This is a genomic window from Pseudomonas sp. R28(2017) (genome assembly GCF_002112505.1).
Classification (GTDB): domain Bacteria; phylum Pseudomonadota; class Gammaproteobacteria; order Pseudomonadales; family Pseudomonadaceae; genus Aquipseudomonas.
This window is the reverse complement of the sequence record NZ_NEHW01000017.1, coordinates 42,377-60,131: the sequence shown is the minus strand read 5'-3', so window position 1 is coordinate 60,131 and position 17,755 is coordinate 42,377. Positions and strand designations below refer to the sequence as shown.

Sequence of the window (17,755 nt, the reverse complement as noted above, 5' to 3'; positions counted from 1 at the left end):
AGGTTTACCTTTGCCTGACGTTGCCAAAAGGTTGAACTTTAAATGAAAACGGCCCGGAAAGGGTTCCGGGCCGTTACAGGGTGTTGCTTTGAGAGGAGCCAGGCAGAAGAGTTCCTTTACCTGCCCCGGCCCTATCGCGGGCACGCCCGCTCCTACAGGGATATCGCAGGTCTCATGGGCTGCGCCGTACCTGTGGGAGCGGGCGCGCCCGCGAAAGGGCCGGCACAGGCATCCTCAGCCCGTGCTACCCCAGGCAATCCTTACTTCAGTACAGCCAGGGCTGCATCGTAGTTCGGCTCGTCGGCGATCTCGCCAACCAGCTCGCTGTGCAGCACCTTGTCGTTCTCGTCCAGTACCACCACGGCACGGGCAGCCAGGCCGGCCAGCGGGCCGTCGGCGATGGCAACGCCGTAGTTCTGCAGGAACTCGGCACCACGCAGGGTGGACAGGTTCTTCACGTTGTCCAGGCCTTCGGCACCGCAGAAGCGCGCCTGGGCGAATGGCAGGTCGGCCGAGATGCACAGCACCACGGTGTTGGCCAGGTCGTTGGCCTGGGCGTTGAACTTGCGCACGGACGTGGCGCAGGTCGGGGTGTCGACGCTTGGGAAGATGTTCAGCACCTTGCGCTTGCCGGCGTAGTCCTTCAGCGACTTGTCAGCCAGGCCTTCACCCACCAGGGAGAAAGCCGGCGCCTGGGCGCCGGCCTGTGGCAGGTTGCCGTTGACCTGAACCGGGTTGCCTTTGAGCGTGACTTGAGCCATGACGAAATCCTTATGCGGGGGTTTTGAAAAGGACACTGAGTTAATCATGAAGGCGGCCGGGTGCCTATGGGTACATTGAAATTGTTCTATTGCCGGACAAATCCTGTGGACAAAAAAAAGCCCGGATGGCGACAAAGCCTCCGGGCTTTTCCTGTTGCGGGCAGTGAATCAGCTGATCAGGCCGTACACCACCGAGGTCAGCGCAACCAGGCCGATCACCACCACGAACACGTTCGACAGTGCACCGCTGTACTTGCGCATCGACGGTACGCGACGGATGGCGTACATCGGCATCAGGAACAGCAGCACGGCGAGGATCGGGCCGCCGAGCGATTCGATCATGCCGAGGATGCTCGGGTTGAGGGTGGCGACGATCCAGCAGACCACCAGCATCAGTGCGGCAACCAGGCGGTCCAGGGCCTTGGCACCCGGGCGTGCGCCGGTCTTGGCAATGATGCCCTTGAGGCCTTCACTGGCGCCGATGTAGTGGCCCAGGAACGACTTGGCAATGGCGACAAAGGCGATCAGCGGCGCGGCGAAGGCAATGGTCGGGTTGCTGAAGTGGTTGGCCAGGTACGACAGGATCGACAGGTTCTGCGCCTTGGCTTCGGCCAGCTGGGCACTGCTCAGGGTGAGCACGCAGCTGAACACGAAGAACAGCACCATCACCACCATCAGCAGGTGGGCACGGCGCAGGATCTGGCCACTGCGCGCATCGGCGTGCTCGCCATAGCTGCGCTTCTGGTCCACGGCGAAGGCCGAAATGATCGGCGAATGGTTGAACGAGAACACCATCACCGGAATGGCCAGCCACAGGGTGTGCAGGAATGCCGAACCCGACGGCACCTGGGCGGCGCTGTCGAGGATGCCGCCGGTCCAGTGCGGGATGAGGTACAGGCCGAGCAGGCCCAGGGCAACGATGAACGGGTACACCAGCAGGCTCATGACCTTGACCGTGGCCTGCTCGCCGCAGCGCACGATCGCCAGCAGGCCGAGGATCAGCACGAACGACAGGAGCGCCCGCGGTGGCGGCGCCATGTGCAGCTGGTGCTCCAGGAAGCTGCTGACGGTGTTGGTCAGGGCCACGCTGTAGATAAGCAGGATCGGGAAGATCGCGAAGAAGTACAGCACGGTGATCAGCGCACCGGCCTTGATGCCGAAATGCTCTTCGACCACTTCGGTGATGTCACCGCCGCTGCGCCCGGACAGCACGAAGCGGGTCAGGCCACGGTGGGAGAAATAGGTCATCGGGAAGGCCAGCGCGGCCAGGATCAGCAACGGCCAGAAGCCGCCGAGGCCAGCGTTGATCGGCAGGAACAAGGTACCTGCGCCGATGGCTGTGCCGAACAGGCCCAGCATCCAGGTGGTGTCGTTACGCGACCAGCTGCCGAGGGTGGCGGGGGTCGATTCTGCAAAGCGTTGTTCAACGCTTGGGGCCTGCTCATTCATTCCGGGTGAAGCTCCACTCGCAAGACTGCAACAGGCTGAGAATGGCGAACTAGACGATTCGCCCAACTCAACCGGGGAAGAGGGGCGCGATTGTGCACGGAAAGGTTGCACTTGCGAAGCCCTTTTCCGAGGAGCGGTTGCACTTGTCTTTACAAGCGGGTTGTGCCAAAGGAGGCGCTGCGGTGCAGCCCTTTCGCCGGCAAGCCGGCTCCCACACCTGCAGGCGCCGCGCTTGCCGGCGATGGGCCGCATAGCGGCCCCGTGCGGCCTTATTTCTGTACGGCAGCGAAGGCTTCGGCAACCCGTTGCAGGTTGGCCGGACGCAGGCCGGACATGCACACCCGGCCGCTGTCGATCAGGTACACACCGAACTCGTCACGCAGGCGACGCACCTGCTCGACGCTGAAACCGGTGTAGCTGAACATGCCGCGCTGGCGCAGGAAGAACTGGAAGTCCTGGCCTGGCAGCAGGACCGCCAGGGCATCGACCAGTGCCTGGCGCATGTCGAGGATACGCTTGCGCATCACTTCCACTTCTGCCGCCCACTGGGCGTTGAGTTCGGCGTCGCCAAGCACGCCAGCCACCAGCTGGGCACCGAAGTTGGGCGGGCTGGAGTAGTTGCGGCGCACGGTGGCCTTGAGCTGGCCGAGCACGCTCTGGGTGGTGGCTTCGTCGTCGCAGACCACCGACAGGCCCCCTACCCGCTCGCCGTACAGCGAGAAGATCTTGGAGAACGAGTTGCTGACCAGGCACGGCACGCCGGCACGGGCCATTTCGCGGATGGCGTAGGCGTCTTCCACCAGGCCTTCGCCGAAGCCCTGGTAGGCGATATCGAGGAATGGGATCAGCTGGCGTGCCTTGACCACTTCCACCACTTGTTGCCACTGGCCCTGCTCGAGGTCGGCACCGGTAGGGTTGTGGCAGCACGGGTGCAGCAGCACGATGCTGTTGGCTGGCAGCGCCTGCAGGGCCTGCAGCATGCCGTCGAAGTCGACGCCACGGCTGGCCTGGTCGAAGTACGGGTAGGTGTGCACCTTGAACCCAGCACCTTCGAAGATGGCGCGGTGGTTGTCCCAGGTCGGGTTGCTGACCCAGACTTCCGACTGCGGGAAGTAGCGCTTGAGGAAGTCGGCACCGACTTTCAGCGCACCGGAACCGCCCACGGTCTGCACGGTGGCCACGCGCTTGCCGGTCACGGCCGGGTGGTCGGCACCGAACAGCAGCGACTGGATCGCTTGGCGGTAGCTGGCCAGGCCTTCCATCGGCAGGTACAGCGAGGCTTCGTGGTCAACACCGGCGATGCGCTTCTCGACCGCATCGACCGCCGCCAGCTGCGGCACCACACCGGCCTCATCGTAATACAGGCCGATACTCAGGTTGACCTTGTCGGCGCGCGGGTCGGCCTTGAAGGTTTCCATCAACGAGAGGATCGGGTCGCCGGCATAGGCATCGACATGTTTGAACACAGCGTGCAGCTCCTTGGATCAGGACAGTTCGGAAAGACTGCCCTGAGGATACCCGGAGTCGGGCCCAAGGAACATCACATAAGTGCAAGGTTGTCTATGCAACTTTGCACAGCTGGGGATTTGTGCTGGATTCTTCGCGGGCATGCCCGCTCCCACAGGGATATCACAGCCCTTGAGATCTGTGCAGTACCTGTGGGAGCGGGCTTGCCCGCGAAGAGGCCGGATCAGCCAAGCAATTCTTTCAGGCCTTGCAGCTCTTGCTCAGTTACCGCCACCCCTTCTCGCTCAGCCTGTTCCCGCTCGCGGTAACGCCGCTCGCCCGGCATCCGCGATAGCCCCGCGGCTTGCATGTGCTCGACCAGCTCGCGGCTGCGCTGGGCAAACCGCTCACCCTCGGCCTTGCTCGGGTCAATGACGATGATCAATTGCCCGGTCCACGGCGTCTTCGCTCCCGGGTGCCCTGACCAGTCGAACTCCCAGGAGAAATGCCCACCAGTCAGCGCCGCTGCCAGCAACTCGACCATCATCGACAGTGCCGAGCCCTTGTGCCCGCCAAACGGCAACAGCGCGCCGCCTTCGAGAATGGCCTTGGGGTCGGTGGTTGGCTGGCCCTGGGCATCCACGCCCATGCCTTCGGGCAATGCCTGGCCGGCACGCGCGGCGATCTGCACGTCGCCGTGGGCCATGGCGCTGGTGGCCATGTCGAAGACGATCGGATCATGCCCCGCGCACGGCGCGGCGAAGGCGATCGGGTTGGTGCCGAACAACGGTTTGCGCGCACCGTGCGGCACCACGCAGGTCATGCTGTTGACCACGCTCAGCGCCACCAGGCCTTCCTCTGCGAACGGCTCTACATCGGGCCACAGTGCGGCGAAATGGTGCGAGTTATGGATCGCCAGCACGGCAATGCCGGCGCTGCGGGCCTTTTCCACCAGCAACCCACGCGCCGCCGCCAGGGCGGGCTGGGCGAAGCCACCGGCGGCATCCACACGCACGTAGCCTGGCGCCACATCGGTCACCTGCGGCGTGGCACGCCCATCCACCCAGCCGCTGGCCAGGGTCGAAACGTAACCGGGGATCCGAAACACGCCGTGGCTGTGGGCGCCATCGCGCTGGGCACTGGTGCAGTTGTGGGCAAGCACGGTGGCCACCGTTTCGCTGCAGCCGTGGCGCTGAAAGATCGCTTGCAACAGCCCCTGCAGTTCGGTGAAGGGCACGCGCACGAGCGGGCCGGTGGAAGGTGCGGACATCTGTAGCTCCTTTCTTGGAATTGGAATGGCAACAGCGTGTGCAACGACAAAAACTTTCCGATAAGTGACAGCTATCTGTCAATTGTTGACGACATGACAGAAAACAGCCATTTTCTAATCCACGCCTCACCTGGAGCAGCCGCATGAGCCAACCGATCAAGCAACGCCTGGAAAACAGCCTGCAAGGGGCCGCTGCCTCGGGCCGCAAGATCGCCAGCTACATGCTCGCCAACCTGCACGAACTGCCGTTCCAGACCTCGGCCAGCATTGCCGCCAAGCTGGGCGTCAGCGAATCCAGCGTCGGGCGCTTCTGCCGCTCCCTCGGTTATGCCCATCTCAAGGCGCTCAAGCAAGACCTGCAGAGCGACCTCGGCGACGGGCCGTGGCTGATGGGGGATCGCCTGCAAGAATATCGCCAGAACGAGGACGTCAGCGACAACGCCGGCAGCCTGGAGCTGGAAATGGCAGCCCTGGTCCGCGTCCACGAATACCGCCAGAGCGACGCCTGGCACGCCGTGGCCCAGCGCCTGGCAGAAAAGCCACGAGTGTGCATCGCCGGTTTCCAGACCGAGCGTGGCATCGCCATGTGCATGAGCCACCTGCTGCAGTACCTGCGCGACGGCGTGCAACTGGTCGATGGCAGCGCCGGGCATTTCGGCGACGTGCTGCTCGGCCGCAGCGAGGCCACCACGCTGGTGGTGTTCGAGGCCCGCCGCTATTCGCGCCATGCCCTGCTGCTGTGCCAGAAGGCACGCGCCGCAGGTATCCCGGTCACCCTGGTGACCGACACCTTCTGCGACTGGGCCGACGCCCATGCCGACGAAGTGTTCCGCATCCCCACCGAATTCAACCTGTTCTGGGAGTCCACCGCGACCATGCTGTCGTGGGTGCACCTGATGGTCAACGAGGTCTGCAAGAAGCTCGGGCCTGATGTTGAAAAACGCTTGGAAGCAACTGCCGCTCTACATAACGAGTTCGTCGGCTACACCTCGTGGCCAGCGAACAAACAACAATAGCAAGAGTGCAAGAGGTGCGAGATGAACAAGACCATGGCTATGCTGGGTGCGTGTGCCCTGTTGCTGGCAGGTAACGCCAGTGCCGAGACCCTGCGCTTCGCCACCGAAGGTGCCTACCCGCCCTTCAACTATGTCGATGCCGACAACCAGCTGCACGGCTTCGACATCGACATCACCCATGCCCTGTGCGAACAGATGAAGGTCGAATGCACCCTGGTCGCCCAGGACTGGGAGGGCATTATCCCGGCGCTGATGGCGCGCAAGTACGATGCCGTGGTGGCGTCGATGATCGACACCGAGGAACGGCGCAAGAAAATCGCCTTCACCGACCACTACTACCGCACCCCGCTGACTGTCGCCGTGGCCAAGGACAGCAAGATCAGCGATGCCCAGACCCGCTTCGACGGCTATACCGTCGGCGCCCAGTCGTCCTCGACTCAGGCCATCTATGCCGAAGACGTGTACGCCAAGGCCGGCGCCGACGTGAAGCTGTACCCGACCATGGACGAGGCCAACGCCGACCTCGCCGCCGGCCGCCTGGACGGGGTGATCGCCGACAAGTTCCCGCTGCACGAGTGGATGAACAAGAACGGCCAGGCCTGCTGCAAGATCCTCGGCGACGTTGCCGACACCAAGGCCGACGCCGCCATTGCCGTGCGCAAGGACGACGATGCCCTGCGCCAGCGGCTGAACACCGCACTGGCCGCGATCGTTGCCAACGGCACCTACCAGAAGATCGCCAGCAAGTACTTTGCCTTCGATATCTACAACTGATCTTCGGAAAACTGCGCAATTTCTGAGCGGCCTCGCCGAGGCGTCGGCGAGGCCGCCCCTACAAGAAACCGCGCAGCCCATCCAAGGGGTTCGTCATGCTCGATCAATTGTCCTTGCTGTCCTTCGCCAGCGGAGGCTGGGGCCAGGCGTTGCTGGCCGGCGCGCTGGTTACCGTTTCCCTGGCCCTCGCCTGCCTGCCCATCGGCCTGCCTCTGGGCCTGGCCGTGGCCCTGGCGGCGCGTTCGCGCAAACGCCTGCCACGGGCCTGGGCCACCACCTTCTCCACAGTGTTCCGCGGCCTGCCCGAGCTGCTGACCTTGCTGATCATCTATTACGGCTGCCAGATCGCCGCGCAGAAGCTGCTGGCGGCGATGGGTTATGAAGGCGAATTCCTGATCAACACCTTCCTGGCCGCGATGATCGCCTTCAGCCTGGTATTCGCGGCGTTCTCCAGCGAAATCTGGCTGGCCGCGTTCAAGACATTGCCCAAAGGGCAGCTGGAGGCCTGCTCGGCACTGGGCCTGAGCAAGCGCACCGGGTTCTTCAAGGTGGTGCTGCCGCAACTGACCCGCATCGCCCTGCCGGGCCTGTCGAACAACTGGCTGTCCCTGCTCAAGGACACTTCGCTGGTGTCGACCATCTCGCTGGTCGACCTGATGCGCCAGACCAACCTCGCCGTCAGCGTGACCAAGGAGCCGATGTTCTTCTATGGCGTCGCCTGCCTGGGCTACCTGCTGTTTTCGGCCGCCTCGGGACGGGTATTCGCCTATATCGAGCGGCGCAGCAACCGCCACCTGCAAGGAGCACGCGCATGAGTGCCGAACAACTGCTGGGCCTGGTGCTGGACCCGGACCTGCTGGAACGCTACGGCCCGCGTTTCGTCGATGGCCTGCTGGTGACCGCCAAGCTGGTGGCGATCTCCTTCAGCCTGGGCGCCGTGCTCGGCCTGCTGCTGGCCCTGGCGCGCATGTCGCGGCACAGGGTGCTGCAACGCATGGCGGCCGGCTACATCTACTTCTTTCGCGGCTCGCCGCTGCTGGCCCAGCTGTTCCTGCTGTACTACGGCCTGGGTTCGCTCAAGGGCTTCTGGCAGGACGTCGGCCTCTGGTGGTTCTTCCGCGAAGCCTGGTTCTGCACCTTGCTGGCGTTCACCCTGAACACCGCCGCCTACCAGGCCGAGATCTTCCGCGGCAGCCTGATGGCCGTGGCGCCAGGCCAGTACGAAGCAGCGCGCGCACTGAACCTGAAGCGTTCGACCACCTTCTTCAAGGTGATCCTGCCGCAATCGTTGCTGGTGGCCATAGGCCCCCTGGGCAACGAGCTGATCCTGATGATCAAGGCCAGCGCCATCGCTTCGCTGGTGACCCTCTACGACCTGATGGGCGTGACCAAACTGGCGTTCTCGCGCAGTTTCGACTTCCAGATCTATCTGTGGGCTGCAGTGCTCTACCTGGTGATCGTCGAACTGGTCCGGCGCTTGCTCAAACACCTGGAGGCCCGCCTGGGCCGCCACCTGAACTGAACGAAGGATACATTCATGCATTGCCAGACCCTTGTTCTCGGCGCCGGCATCGTCGGCGTCAGTACCGCACTGCACCTGCAGGCCCGGGGGCGCCAGGTGATCCTGATCGACCGCGACGACCCCGGCAACGGCACCAGCCATGGCAATGCCGGGCTGATCGAGCGCTCCAGCGTGATCCCCTATGCCTTCCCCCGGCAGTTTGGCGCCTTGCTGCGCTATGGCCTGAACCGCCAGCCAGACGTGCGCTACAGCCTGCTGCACCTGCCCAAGGCGGCACCGTGGCTGCTGCGCTACTGGCAGCAGTCGGCGCCCGGCCGCCTGGCCGGGGCGGCGGCCGACATGCTGCCGCTGGTGCAGCGCTGCGTCGAGGAACACGATGCACTGATCCACGCAGCCGGCCTTGAAGGGCTGATCCAGGCCAAAGGCTGGATCGAGGTCTATCGCGACCCGGCGCTGTTCGAACAGGCCAAGGCCGAGCTCAAGGGCCTGGCCCGCTATGGCCTGCAATACGAAATCCTCGAACGTGGGCAACTGCAGGCACGCGAACATCAGCTCGACAGTGCGGTGGTCGGCGGCATCCACTGGCTCGACCCGAAGACTGTCAGCAACCCAGGCGCCCTCACCCGCGGCTACGCCGCGCTGTTCGTGCAGCGTGGCGGGCAGTTCCTGCATGGCGATGCGCGCAGCTTGCGCCAGGCCGGCAGCCAATGGCAGGTCGAGAGCCAGCGTGGGCCGATTACCGCCGACGAGGTGGTGGCCTGCCTGGGCCCGCAGTCGGGCGACCTCTTCGAGCGCCTGGGCTACCGCATTCCGCTGGGCATCAAGCGTGGCTACCACATGCACTACGGCACCCGCGACGGCGCACAACTGCAGCATTCGATCTGCGACACCCAGGGCGGCTATGTACTGGCGCCCATGGCCCGCGGCGTGCGCCTGACCACCGGCATCGAGTTCGCCGCCAGCGGCGCGCCGGGTAACGAAATCCAGCTCAAGCGCTGTGAAGCCCTGGCACGCAAGCTGTTCCCGGCCCTGGGCGAGCGCCTCGATGACAAGCCCTGGCTCGGCCGCCGCCCGTGCCTGCCCGACATGCGCCCGGTGATCGGCCCGGCGCCCCGGCACAAAGGCCTATGGTTCAACTTCGGCCATGCCCACCACGGCCTCACCCTCGGCCCGGTCAGCGGCCGCCTGGTGGCCGAACTGCTCACCGGCGAACGCCCTTTCACCGACCCTGCGCCCTACAGCGCGGCACGTTTCGACTGACACCCAGCGGGAGAACAACAACATGACCGCCCCCATGAGCGTTGCCAGCCTTGCCCCCGAACCTGACCCACGCCCGGAGCTGATCCGCATCGAGGGCCTGAACAAGCACTATGGCGCTTTCCATGTGCTGCGCGACATCAACCTGCAAGTGCGCGAAGGCGAGCGCATTGTCCTGTGTGGCCCGTCCGGCTCGGGCAAATCGACGCTGATCCGCTGCATCAACCGCCTGGAGATCGCCCAGCAAGGCAGCATCCGGGTCGCCGGCACCGACCTTGCCGCCAACACCCGCCAGGCAGCCCAGGTGCGCAGCGAGATCGGCATGGTGTTCCAGCATTTCAACCTGTTCCCGCACATGAGTGTGCTCGACAACTGCCTGCTCGCCCCCACCAGCGTGCGCGGCCTGTCGCGCAAGGACGCCGAGGAACGGGCGCGCCTGTACCTGAGCAAGGTCGGCATCGAGAGCCAGGCGCACAAGTACCCCAGCCAGTTGTCCGGCGGCCAGCAGCAGCGCGTGGCGATCGCCCGGGCGCTGTGCATGAAGCCGCGCATCATGCTGTTCGACGAGCCGACCTCGGCGCTCGACCCAGAGATGGTCGCCGAGGTGCTGGACGTGCTGGTGCAACTGGCCGGCACCGGCATGACCATGCTCTGCGTCACCCATGAGATGGGCTTTGCCCGGCAGGTGGCGGAACGGGTGCTGTTCCTCGAAGGCGGGCAGATCATCGAGGACAGCCCGCCCCAGGTGTTCTTCAACCAGCCGCGCACCGCGCGGGCCAAGGCCTTCCTGGCGCAGATACTGCACTGAGCGGCCGATCATTGCAGCGCTGCAATGATCCAACTGCGTCGTTAAATATAATTGACCTTACCCCCTGCCAAACCCTTGCCGGCTCAGGCTCGCAAGGGTTCAGCCCCCGTAATTCGGCGCCTGAACCGCTTTTTGCTCGTTTGACATATCGAACGGCTCTGGCAAGCTATCTACAAGCCCCGACCGGAATCGTCCAGTGATGAGCCGGCAGTGCTCGGGACTTCAGGTAGCACATCCAGGCCACGTGCCGTGCACCTGCACAACAACGACAGGCAGAGCCCTGTCATAAGGTGACATATGTCCAACAGCAACATTGGCAACAAGCAACCTTCCCTGCGCAAACCCGTCGTCCTGATGACCATGGGCAGCCAAGAGCGCAAAGGCCATGACTATCAGGTCATGACCCACAAATACATCACCCCGCTGGTCGACTTCGCCGATTGCGTCCCGGTCCTGGTGCCCACCTGCTGTGGCATCGAAGACCTCGAGACCTATCTGGACATGGCCGACGGCGTGTACCTGACCGGTGCCGGCAGCAACATCGACCCGACCCTGTACGGCCAGGAAAACCAAACACCCGGCAAGGGCCAGGACAAGAACCGCGACCTGTTCGACATCCCGCTGGTCAAGGCAGCGCTCAAGCGCGGCCTGCCGATCTTCGGCATTTGCCGTGGCATGCAGGAAATCAACGTGGCCCTGGGCGGCGACATCTACCAGAAGGTCTACGCCGAGCCTGGCTTCAACGACCACCGGGAAAACCCGGAAGATCCGGTCGATGTGCAGTACGCCCAGGTGCATGGCGTGAAGATCAAGCCGGGCAGCTGGCTGCGCGAAACCCTGGGCACCGACGAGATCCGTGTGAACTCGCTGCACGGTCAGGGCCTGCGCAACCTCGGCGCTGGCATCGAGCCGATCGCCCACGCCGAAGACGGCTTGGTCGAGGCGATCCATGCCCCGAGCATCTCGCCTTTCCTGTTTGCCGTGCAGTGGCACCCGGAATGGCAAGCGGCGAAGAACCCCGATTCGATCAAGATCTTCCAGGCCTTTGGCGATGCCTGCCGCGCCCAGGTGCGCAAAAGCCAGATCAAGCGCCAACAGGCCGCCTGACACTCGGTTTCAGCTTCGTTAGCTTTGATCGCGGGGCGGCGCAAGGCCGCCCCCGCTTCCCCGGTCACCCTCTGCTGGTCCCAGAACACTTCCCGTGGAAGCGGGCGGCGGGCTTGTCCCTGTCTCCGCGATCGTTTTTTCTCCCCCTCAAGAGATACGATGACTGATTGCGATTAACCTGAGCTTCAGGTTGTCCTTCAACTCATTGGCTTTCCGCTCCGGCCTCTTCGCGGGCAAGCCCGCCCCCACAAAGGCCTGCACTCCCCTCTAGCCCTGCACCCGACCTGTGGGAGCGGGCTTGCCCGCGAAAAACCCGACACCGTCCTTACGGCCACCCTCTGCCTGCCCGGTAAAAAATTCTGCAAAGGGGACTAGTCATCGTACATGTTGTACGATAACTTACCTCCAACGCAGAACAACACCCTTCACCCAAGCGCCACAGGATGCCTACAACAATGACTCCACAAGAACTGAAATCCATCCTCTCCCACGGCCTGCTGTCTTTCCCGGTCACCGACTTCAATGCCCAGGGCGACTTCAACCAGGCTGGCTACATCAAGCGCCTGGAGTGGCTCGCCCCGTACGGCGCCAGCGCCCTGTTCGCCGCCGGTGGCACCGGTGAGTTCTTCTCCCTGGCCGCCAGCGAGTACAGCCAGGTGATCAAGACCGCGGTCGACACCTGCGCCAAGTCGGTGCCAATCCTTGCCGGCGTCGGTGGCTCCACCCGCCAGGCCATCGAGTACGCCCAAGAAGCCGAGCGCCTGGGTGCCAAGGGCCTGCTGCTGCTGCCGCACTACCTCACCGAAGCCAGCCAGGACGGCGTCGCCGCCCACGTCGAAGCCGTGTGCAAATCGGTCGACATCGGTGTGGTGGTGTACAACCGCAACGTCTGCCGCCTGAACGCCAACCTGCTGGAACAGCTGGCCGAGCGCTGCCCGAACCTGATCGGCTACAAGGACGGCCTGGGTGACATCGAACTGATGGTGTCGATCCGTCGCCGCCTGGGTGACCGTTTCAGCTACCTGGGTGGCCTGCCGACCGCCGAGGTGTATGCTGCGGCCTACAAGGCACTGGGTGTACCGGTTTACTCGTCGGCGGTGTTCAACTTCATTCCGAAGACCGCGATGGACTTCTACCACGCCATCGCCCGTGACGATCACGCCACCGTGGGCAAGCTGATCGACGATTTCTTCCTGCCGTACCTGGACATCCGCAACCGCAAGGCCGGTTACGCCGTGAGCATCGTCAAGGCCGGCGCCAAGATCGCCGGTTACGACGCAGGCCCGGTGCGTACCCCGCTGACCGACCTGACCGCTGAAGAGTACGAAATGCTCGCCGCGCTGATGGACAAGATGGGGCCGCAATAAACGCACCCCGCGGCCTGCCATTGCCGCATCCGGAGTGGGCCCGCCCCACTCCGGCTACAACTCGTGAGCCCGCACAAAAATAACTAGTGGGAGAATTACCAGCATGCAAGCGACTAAAAAGACGCATGTGCGCTACCTGATCCTGTTCATGCTGTTCCTGGTGACCACGATCAACTACGCAGACCGAGCAACCATCGCCATCGCAGGCTCCAGCCTGCAGAAAGACCTCGGCATCGACGCCGTCACCCTTGGTTATATTTTCTCCGCCTTCGGATGGGCTTACGTGGCCGGGCAGATCCCCGGTGGCTGGCTGCTGGACCGCTTCGGCTCGAAGAATGTCTACGCCTTCAGCATCTTCACCTGGTCGCTGTTCACCCTCCTGCAGGGCTTTGTCGGCGGCCTGCCGGTGGCCTGGGCGGTGGTGACCCTGTTCACCCTGCGCTTCCTCGTCGGCTTTGCCGAAGCCCCGTCGTTCCCGGGCAACGCCCGCATCGTCGCGGCCTGGTTCCCGACCCAGGAACGCGGCACCGCCTCGGCGATATTCAACTCGGCGCAGTACTTCGCCACCGCACTGTTCGCGCCGATCATGGGCTGGATCGTGTTCAGCTTTGGCTGGGAGCATGTGTTCGTGGTCATGGGCGCACTGGGCATCGTGTTCAGCATGGTATGGCTCAAGACCATCTACAACCCGCGCCAGCACCCACGCATCAGCCAGGACGAACTCGAGCACATCGAGCAGAACGGCGGCCTGGTCGACATGGACCAGAAACGTGGCAACGATGGCCCGAAATGGGGCTACATCAAGCAACTGCTGACCAGCCGCATGCTGCTGGGCGTGTACCTGGGCCAGTACTGCATCAACGCCATCACCTACTTCTTCCTCACCTGGTTCCCGGTGTACCTGGTGCAGGAACGGGGCATGACCATCCTCAAGGCCGGCTTCATCGCCTCGTTGCCGGCGGTGTGCGGCTTCATCGGTGGCGTGCTCGGCGGGGTGATTTCGGACTGGCTGCTGCGCCGCGGCAACTCGCTGACCTTCTCGCGCAAGCTGCCGATCGTCTGCGGCCTGTTGCTGTCGACCACCATGGTCTTCTGCAACTATGTCGACGCCGAGTGGATGGTGGTCGGCTTCATGACCCTGGCCTTCTTCGGCAAAGGCATCGGCGCGCTGGGCTGGGCCGTGGTGGCCGACACCTCGCCCAAGCAGATCGCCGGGCTGTCCGGTGGCCTGTTCAACACCTTCGGCAACATCGCCTCGATCACCACGCCGATCGTCATCGGCTACATCATCAGCGCCACTGGCTCGTTCAAGTGGGCCCTGGTGTACGTGGGGGCCAACGCCCTGGTGGCGGTGTTCAGCTACCTGGTGATCGTTGGCCCGATCAAGCGTATCGAGCTGCGCGACGATGCCCCGAAGCCACAGGCTGAGCCTGCCACCAATGGCGAACTGGCCAGCTCGCGTCACTGAGTGAACACGCCCGCGCCGGCCGTTGCCGCCGCGGGCGGATGTACAAAAAGCCTGAGAACCTGACAAGTAGGGCCCAAACATGCAGTTGATCGAACATTCCGACTCGCCCCGCTACGTCCGCCTGCACGATGACGATAACGTCGTGGTAGTGGTCAACGACGGCGGCCTGGGCGAAGGCGCCCGCTTCGCCGATGGCCTGACCCTGGTCGAAGGCGTGCCACAGAGCCACAAGGTCGCCACCGTGCCGATCGCCAAGGGCGAGCCGGTGCGCCGCTACGGGCAGATCATCGGTTATGCGCTGGAAGACCTGCGCCAGGGCAGCTGGGTGCAGGAAAGCCAGCTGGCCATGCCGGCCGCCCCGGAACTGGACAGCCTGCCGCGCTGCGACGCGGTACCGGATGCCCTGCCCCCGCTGGACGGCTTCACCTTCGAAGGCTACCGCAACGCCGACGGCACCGTCGGTACCCGCAACATCCTTGGCATCACCACCACCGTGCAATGCGTGACCGGCGTGCTGGAACACGCGGTCAAGCGCATCCGCAGCGAACTGCTGCCCAAATACCCCAACGTCGATGACGTGGTCGCCCTCACCCACAGCTACGGCTGCGGCGTGGCCATCAACGCCCGCGACGCCTACATCCCGATCCGCACCGTGCGCAACCTGGCGCGCAACCCCAACCTCGGCGGCGAGGCGCTGGTGATCAGCCTGGGTTGCGAAAAGCTCCAGGCCGGCCAGGTGATGCATGACAACGACCCGTCGGTGGACCTCAGCGAGCCTTGGCTGTATCGCCTGCAGGACGCCAGCCTCGGTTTTGCCGAAATGATCGAGCAGATCATGGGTCTGGCCGAAACCCGCCTGAAGAAGCTCGACCAGCGCCGCCGCCAGACCGTGCCGGCCAGCGAGCTGATCCTCGGCATGCAGTGCGGCGGCAGTGACGCCTTCTCCGGCATCACCGCCAACCCGGCGCTGGGCTACGCTGCCGACCTGCTGGTGCGTGCTGGCGCCACCGTGCTGTTCTCGGAAGTGACCGAAGTGCGCGATGCCATCTACATGCTCACCTCGCGCGCCGAGAACCAGGAAGTCGCCGATGCCCTGGTGCGCGAGATGGACTGGTACGACCGTTACCTGCAGCAAGGCGCGGCGGACCGCAGCGCCAACACCACGCCAGGCAACAAGAAAGGCGGCCTGTCGAACATCGTCGAGAAGTCCCTCGGTTCGATCGTCAAGTCCGGCAGCGGCGCCATCCAGGGCGTGCTCGGCCCGGGCGAGCGGGTCAACCGCAAGGGCCTGATCTTCTGCGCCACCCCGGCCAGCGACTTCGTCTGCGGCACCCTGCAACTGGCCGCCGGCATGAACCTGCACGTGTTCACTACTGGCCGTGGCACGCCGTATGGTCTGGCCATGGCCCCGGTGGTCAAGGTCTGCACCCGTACCGAGCTGGCCCAGCGCTGGCCCGACCTGATCGACATCGACGCCGGGCGCATCGCCAGTGGCCGCGCGACCATCGAGGAACTGGGCTGGGAGCTGTTCCACTACTACCTGGACGTGGCCAGCGGCCGCAAGCAGACCTGGGCCGAACAGCACCGCCTGCACAACGACATCACCCTGTTCAATCCGGCACCGATTACCTGATGCCCGCGCTTGCTCGCTTTCCCTGTGGGAGCGGGCGTGCCCGCGAAGCAGCCCACGCGGTGCATGGCACCGGCTTCGCCGGTGTTCGCGGGCATGCCCGCTCCCACAGGGGCAAGCAAGTCCGCCAATCACGGTTTTTCCTTCACCTATCTACAGGAGCACCCCATGCCTGAGATCCTCGGCCACAACTTCATCGCCGGCCAGCGCAGCGCCGCTGGTTCGCAACGCCTGCAGAGCCTGGACGCCACCACCGGTGAGGCCCTGCCGTACAGCTTCGCCCAGGCCACCGAAGCCGAAGTGGACCAGGCAGCCAAGGCTGCCGCCGCTGCCTTCGTCGAATTCCGCAACCTCAAACCGGCCCGCCGCGCCGAGTTCCTCGACGCCATCGCCGCCGAACTGGACGAACTGGATGACGCCTTCGTCGCCATCGTCTGCCGCGAAACCGCCTTGCCTGCCGCTCGTATCCAGGGCGAGCGTGGCCGCACCAGTGGCCAGATGCGCCTGTTCGCCCAGGTACTGCGCCGTGGCGACTTCCTCGGTGCGCGCATCGACCTGGCCCTGCCCGAGCGCCAACCGCTGCCGCGGGTCGACCTGCGCCAGATGCGCATCGGCGTCGGCCCGGTCGCCGTGTTCGGTGCCAGCAACTTCCCCCTGGCCTTCTCCACCGCCGGTGGTGACACCGCCGCAGCCCTGGCTGCCGGTTGCCCGGTGGTGTTCAAGGCGCACAGCGGCCACATGGCCACCGCCGACCTGGTCGGCTGCGCCATCCAGCGCGCCGCCGAGCGCACCGGCATGCCCAAGGGCGTGTTCAACATGGTGTTCGGCGCTGGCGTCGGCGAGCCGCTGGTCAAGCACCCGGCCATCCAGGCCGTCGGCTTCACCGGTTCGCTCAAGGGCGGCGACGCCCTGTGCCGCATGGCCGCCGAGCGCCCGCAACCGATCCCGGTGTTTGCCGAGATGTCCAGCATCAACCCGGTGATCATCCTGCCAGGCGCCTTGGCCAAGCGTGGCGAGGCCATCGCCCGCGAGCTGGCCGGCTCGGTGTGCATGGGTGCCGGGCAGTTCTGCACCAACCCGGGCCTGGTGATCGGCGTGCAATCGGCACAGTACAGCCAATTGCTCGCCGACCTCGGCCAGCACCTGGACCAGCAGGCCGGGCAGACCATGCTCAACGCCGGTGGCCTGCGCAGCTACGTCGGTGGCCTGGAGCACCTGCACGCCCACGCCGGTATCGAGCACCTGGCCGGCCAGGCTCAGGAAGGTGCCCAGGCCCGCGCCCAGCTGTTCAAGGCCGATGCCCGCCTGCTGGTGGAAGCCGACCCGCTGCTGCAGGAAGAAGTGTTCGGCCCGACCACCGTGGCGGTCGAGGTCAAGGACAACGACCAACTGCGCGCCGCCCTGCTCGGCTTGCGCGGCCAGCTGACCGCGACGCTGATCGGCGAGCCTGAGGACTTCGAAGCCTACGCCTGGCTGGTGCCGCTGCTGGAAGAGAAAGTCGGTCGCATCCTGGTCAACGGCTACCCGACCGGTGTGGAAGTGTGCGACGCGATGGTTCACGGCGGGCCGTACCCAGCCACCTCCGATGCCCGTGGTACCTCGGTCGGCACCCTGGCCATCGACCGCTTCCTGCGCCCGGTGTGCTACCAGAACTACCCGCAGGCGCTGCTGCCGGAGGCGCTGCGCGACGCCAACCCACTGGGGCTGCGTCGCCTGGTGAATGGGCAGTGGAGCGAAGGCGCGGTCTGATCGCCCAGTAACAAGAAAGCCCCGCATCTGCGGGGCTTTCTTTATTACCTGTACCGGCCCTTTCGCGGGCAAGCCCGCTCCCACAGGTACAGCGCTGGCCCAAGGCCTGGTGATATCTCTGTGGGAGCGGG

At 64.7% G+C, this 17,755-nt stretch carries 15 protein-coding genes; 11 read left to right on the top strand and 4 right to left on the bottom strand.

What is annotated here, in order from left to right; all coding sequences use genetic code 11:
* Nucleotides 1-260 precede the first annotated feature (260 nt).
* The 4 genes from tpx to CAF78_RS24175 all read right to left on the bottom strand — a co-directional run bounded on the left by tpx (nt 261) and on the right by CAF78_RS24175 (nt 4,926).
* Nucleotides 261-761 carry a thiol peroxidase gene (tpx, locus tag CAF78_RS24190; protein WP_085678862.1) on the bottom strand — a complete coding sequence of 167 codons (501 nt, stop codon included), beginning with the start codon at nt 759-761 and terminating at the stop codon, nt 261-263.
* A gap of 168 nt (nt 762-929) precedes the next feature.
* The gene (locus CAF78_RS24185) at nt 930-2,210 is read right to left on the bottom strand and encodes a serine/threonine transporter (RefSeq protein WP_085678859.1); all 1,281 of its coding nucleotides are present in this window, start codon (nt 2,208-2,210) and stop codon (nt 930-932) included.
* 269 nt (nt 2,211-2,479) lie between these two features.
* Nucleotides 2,480-3,676, bottom strand: coding sequence for an amino acid aminotransferase (locus CAF78_RS24180; RefSeq protein WP_085678856.1), 1,197 nt, complete (start codon nt 3,674-3,676; stop codon nt 2,480-2,482).
* A 224-nt stretch (nt 3,677-3,900) separates the two neighbouring features.
* The gene (locus CAF78_RS24175) at nt 3,901-4,926 is read right to left on the bottom strand and encodes an Ldh family oxidoreductase (RefSeq protein WP_085678853.1); all 1,026 of its coding nucleotides are present in this window, start codon (nt 4,924-4,926) and stop codon (nt 3,901-3,903) included.
* 143 nt (nt 4,927-5,069) lie between these two features.
* On the opposite strand from CAF78_RS24175, the gene CAF78_RS24170 reads away from it, so the two are divergent.
* From CAF78_RS24170 to CAF78_RS24115, 11 genes are all read left to right on the top strand, one after another.
* Nucleotides 5,070-5,942 (top strand): MurR/RpiR family transcriptional regulator, encoded by an 873-nt coding sequence (locus CAF78_RS24170; protein ID WP_085678850.1) that lies wholly within the window; start codon nt 5,070-5,072, stop codon nt 5,940-5,942.
* 21 nt (nt 5,943-5,963) lie between these two features.
* Entirely contained in the window at nt 5,964-6,716 is a 753-nt protein-coding gene (locus CAF78_RS24165) for a transporter substrate-binding domain-containing protein (RefSeq protein ID WP_085678847.1), read from the top strand.
* Between the two features lie 95 nt (nt 6,717-6,811).
* Entirely contained in the window at nt 6,812-7,531 is a 720-nt protein-coding gene (locus tag CAF78_RS24160; protein ID WP_060485113.1) for an ABC transporter permease, read from the top strand.
* Nucleotides 7,528-8,238, top strand: a complete 711-nt coding sequence (locus CAF78_RS24155) for an ABC transporter permease (protein ID WP_085678844.1) — start codon at nt 7,528-7,530, stop codon at nt 8,236-8,238. Before CAF78_RS24160 ends, CAF78_RS24155 begins: the two co-directional genes overlap by 4 nt.
* 15 nt (nt 8,239-8,253) lie before the next feature.
* Nucleotides 8,254-9,498 carry an FAD-binding oxidoreductase gene (locus tag CAF78_RS24150; protein ID WP_085678841.1) on the top strand — a complete coding sequence of 415 codons (1,245 nt, stop codon included), beginning with the start codon at nt 8,254-8,256 and terminating at the stop codon, nt 9,496-9,498.
* 22 nt (nt 9,499-9,520) lie between these two features.
* The gene (locus tag CAF78_RS24145; RefSeq protein ID WP_085678838.1) at nt 9,521-10,303 is read left to right on the top strand and encodes an amino acid ABC transporter ATP-binding protein; all 783 of its coding nucleotides are present in this window, start codon (nt 9,521-9,523) and stop codon (nt 10,301-10,303) included.
* Between the two features lie 297 nt (nt 10,304-10,600).
* A complete protein-coding gene (locus CAF78_RS24140) occupies nt 10,601-11,410 on the top strand; it encodes a gamma-glutamyl-gamma-aminobutyrate hydrolase family protein (protein WP_085678835.1) in 810 nt (269 codons plus the stop codon).
* Nucleotides 11,411-11,865: 455 nt separating this feature from the next.
* Nucleotides 11,866-12,777 carry a 5-dehydro-4-deoxyglucarate dehydratase gene (gene kdgD, locus CAF78_RS24135; RefSeq protein WP_085678833.1) on the top strand — a complete coding sequence of 304 codons (912 nt, stop codon included), beginning with the start codon at nt 11,866-11,868 and terminating at the stop codon, nt 12,775-12,777.
* A gap of 103 nt (nt 12,778-12,880) precedes the next feature.
* On the top strand, nt 12,881-14,245 hold the full coding sequence (locus tag CAF78_RS24130) for an MFS transporter (RefSeq protein WP_085678830.1): 1,365 nt from the start codon (nt 12,881-12,883) through the stop codon (nt 14,243-14,245).
* A gap of 79 nt (nt 14,246-14,324) precedes the next feature.
* The gene (gene garD, locus CAF78_RS24125; RefSeq protein ID WP_085678828.1) at nt 14,325-15,878 is read left to right on the top strand and encodes a galactarate dehydratase; all 1,554 of its coding nucleotides are present in this window, start codon (nt 14,325-14,327) and stop codon (nt 15,876-15,878) included.
* A gap of 165 nt (nt 15,879-16,043) precedes the next feature.
* Nucleotides 16,044-17,624, top strand: a complete 1,581-nt coding sequence (locus CAF78_RS24115) for an aldehyde dehydrogenase (NADP(+)) (RefSeq protein ID WP_085678824.1) — start codon at nt 16,044-16,046, stop codon at nt 17,622-17,624.
* Nucleotides 17,625-17,755 lie beyond the last annotated feature (131 nt).

Bases quoted from the DNA above. Each gene is read 5' to 3' on its own strand.
- tpx (WP_085678862.1), bottom strand. From the start codon at position 761: ATGGCTCAAGTCACGCTCAAAGGCAACCCGGTTCAGGTCAACGGCAAC.
- CAF78_RS24185 (WP_085678859.1), bottom strand. From the start codon at position 2,210: ATGAATGAGCAGGCCCCAAGCGTTGAACAACGCTTTGCAGAATCGACC.
- CAF78_RS24175 (WP_085678853.1), bottom strand. From the start codon at position 4,926: ATGTCCGCACCTTCCACCGGCCCGCTCGTGCGCGTGCCCTTCACCGAA.
- CAF78_RS24170 (WP_085678850.1), top strand. From the start codon at position 5,070: ATGAGCCAACCGATCAAGCAACGCCTGGAAAACAGCCTGCAAGGGGCC.
- CAF78_RS24165 (WP_085678847.1), top strand. From the start codon at position 5,964: ATGAACAAGACCATGGCTATGCTGGGTGCGTGTGCCCTGTTGCTGGCA.
- CAF78_RS24160 (WP_060485113.1), top strand. From the start codon at position 6,812: ATGCTCGATCAATTGTCCTTGCTGTCCTTCGCCAGCGGAGGCTGGGGC.
- CAF78_RS24155 (WP_085678844.1), top strand. From the start codon at position 7,528: ATGAGTGCCGAACAACTGCTGGGCCTGGTGCTGGACCCGGACCTGCTG.
- CAF78_RS24150 (WP_085678841.1), top strand. From the start codon at position 8,254: ATGCATTGCCAGACCCTTGTTCTCGGCGCCGGCATCGTCGGCGTCAGT.
- CAF78_RS24145 (WP_085678838.1), top strand. From the start codon at position 9,521: ATGACCGCCCCCATGAGCGTTGCCAGCCTTGCCCCCGAACCTGACCCA.
- CAF78_RS24140 (WP_085678835.1), top strand. From the start codon at position 10,601: ATGTCCAACAGCAACATTGGCAACAAGCAACCTTCCCTGCGCAAACCC.
- kdgD (WP_085678833.1), top strand. From the start codon at position 11,866: ATGACTCCACAAGAACTGAAATCCATCCTCTCCCACGGCCTGCTGTCT.
- CAF78_RS24130 (WP_085678830.1), top strand. From the start codon at position 12,881: ATGCAAGCGACTAAAAAGACGCATGTGCGCTACCTGATCCTGTTCATG.
- garD (WP_085678828.1), top strand. From the start codon at position 14,325: ATGCAGTTGATCGAACATTCCGACTCGCCCCGCTACGTCCGCCTGCAC.
- CAF78_RS24115 (WP_085678824.1), top strand. From the start codon at position 16,044: ATGCCTGAGATCCTCGGCCACAACTTCATCGCCGGCCAGCGCAGCGCC.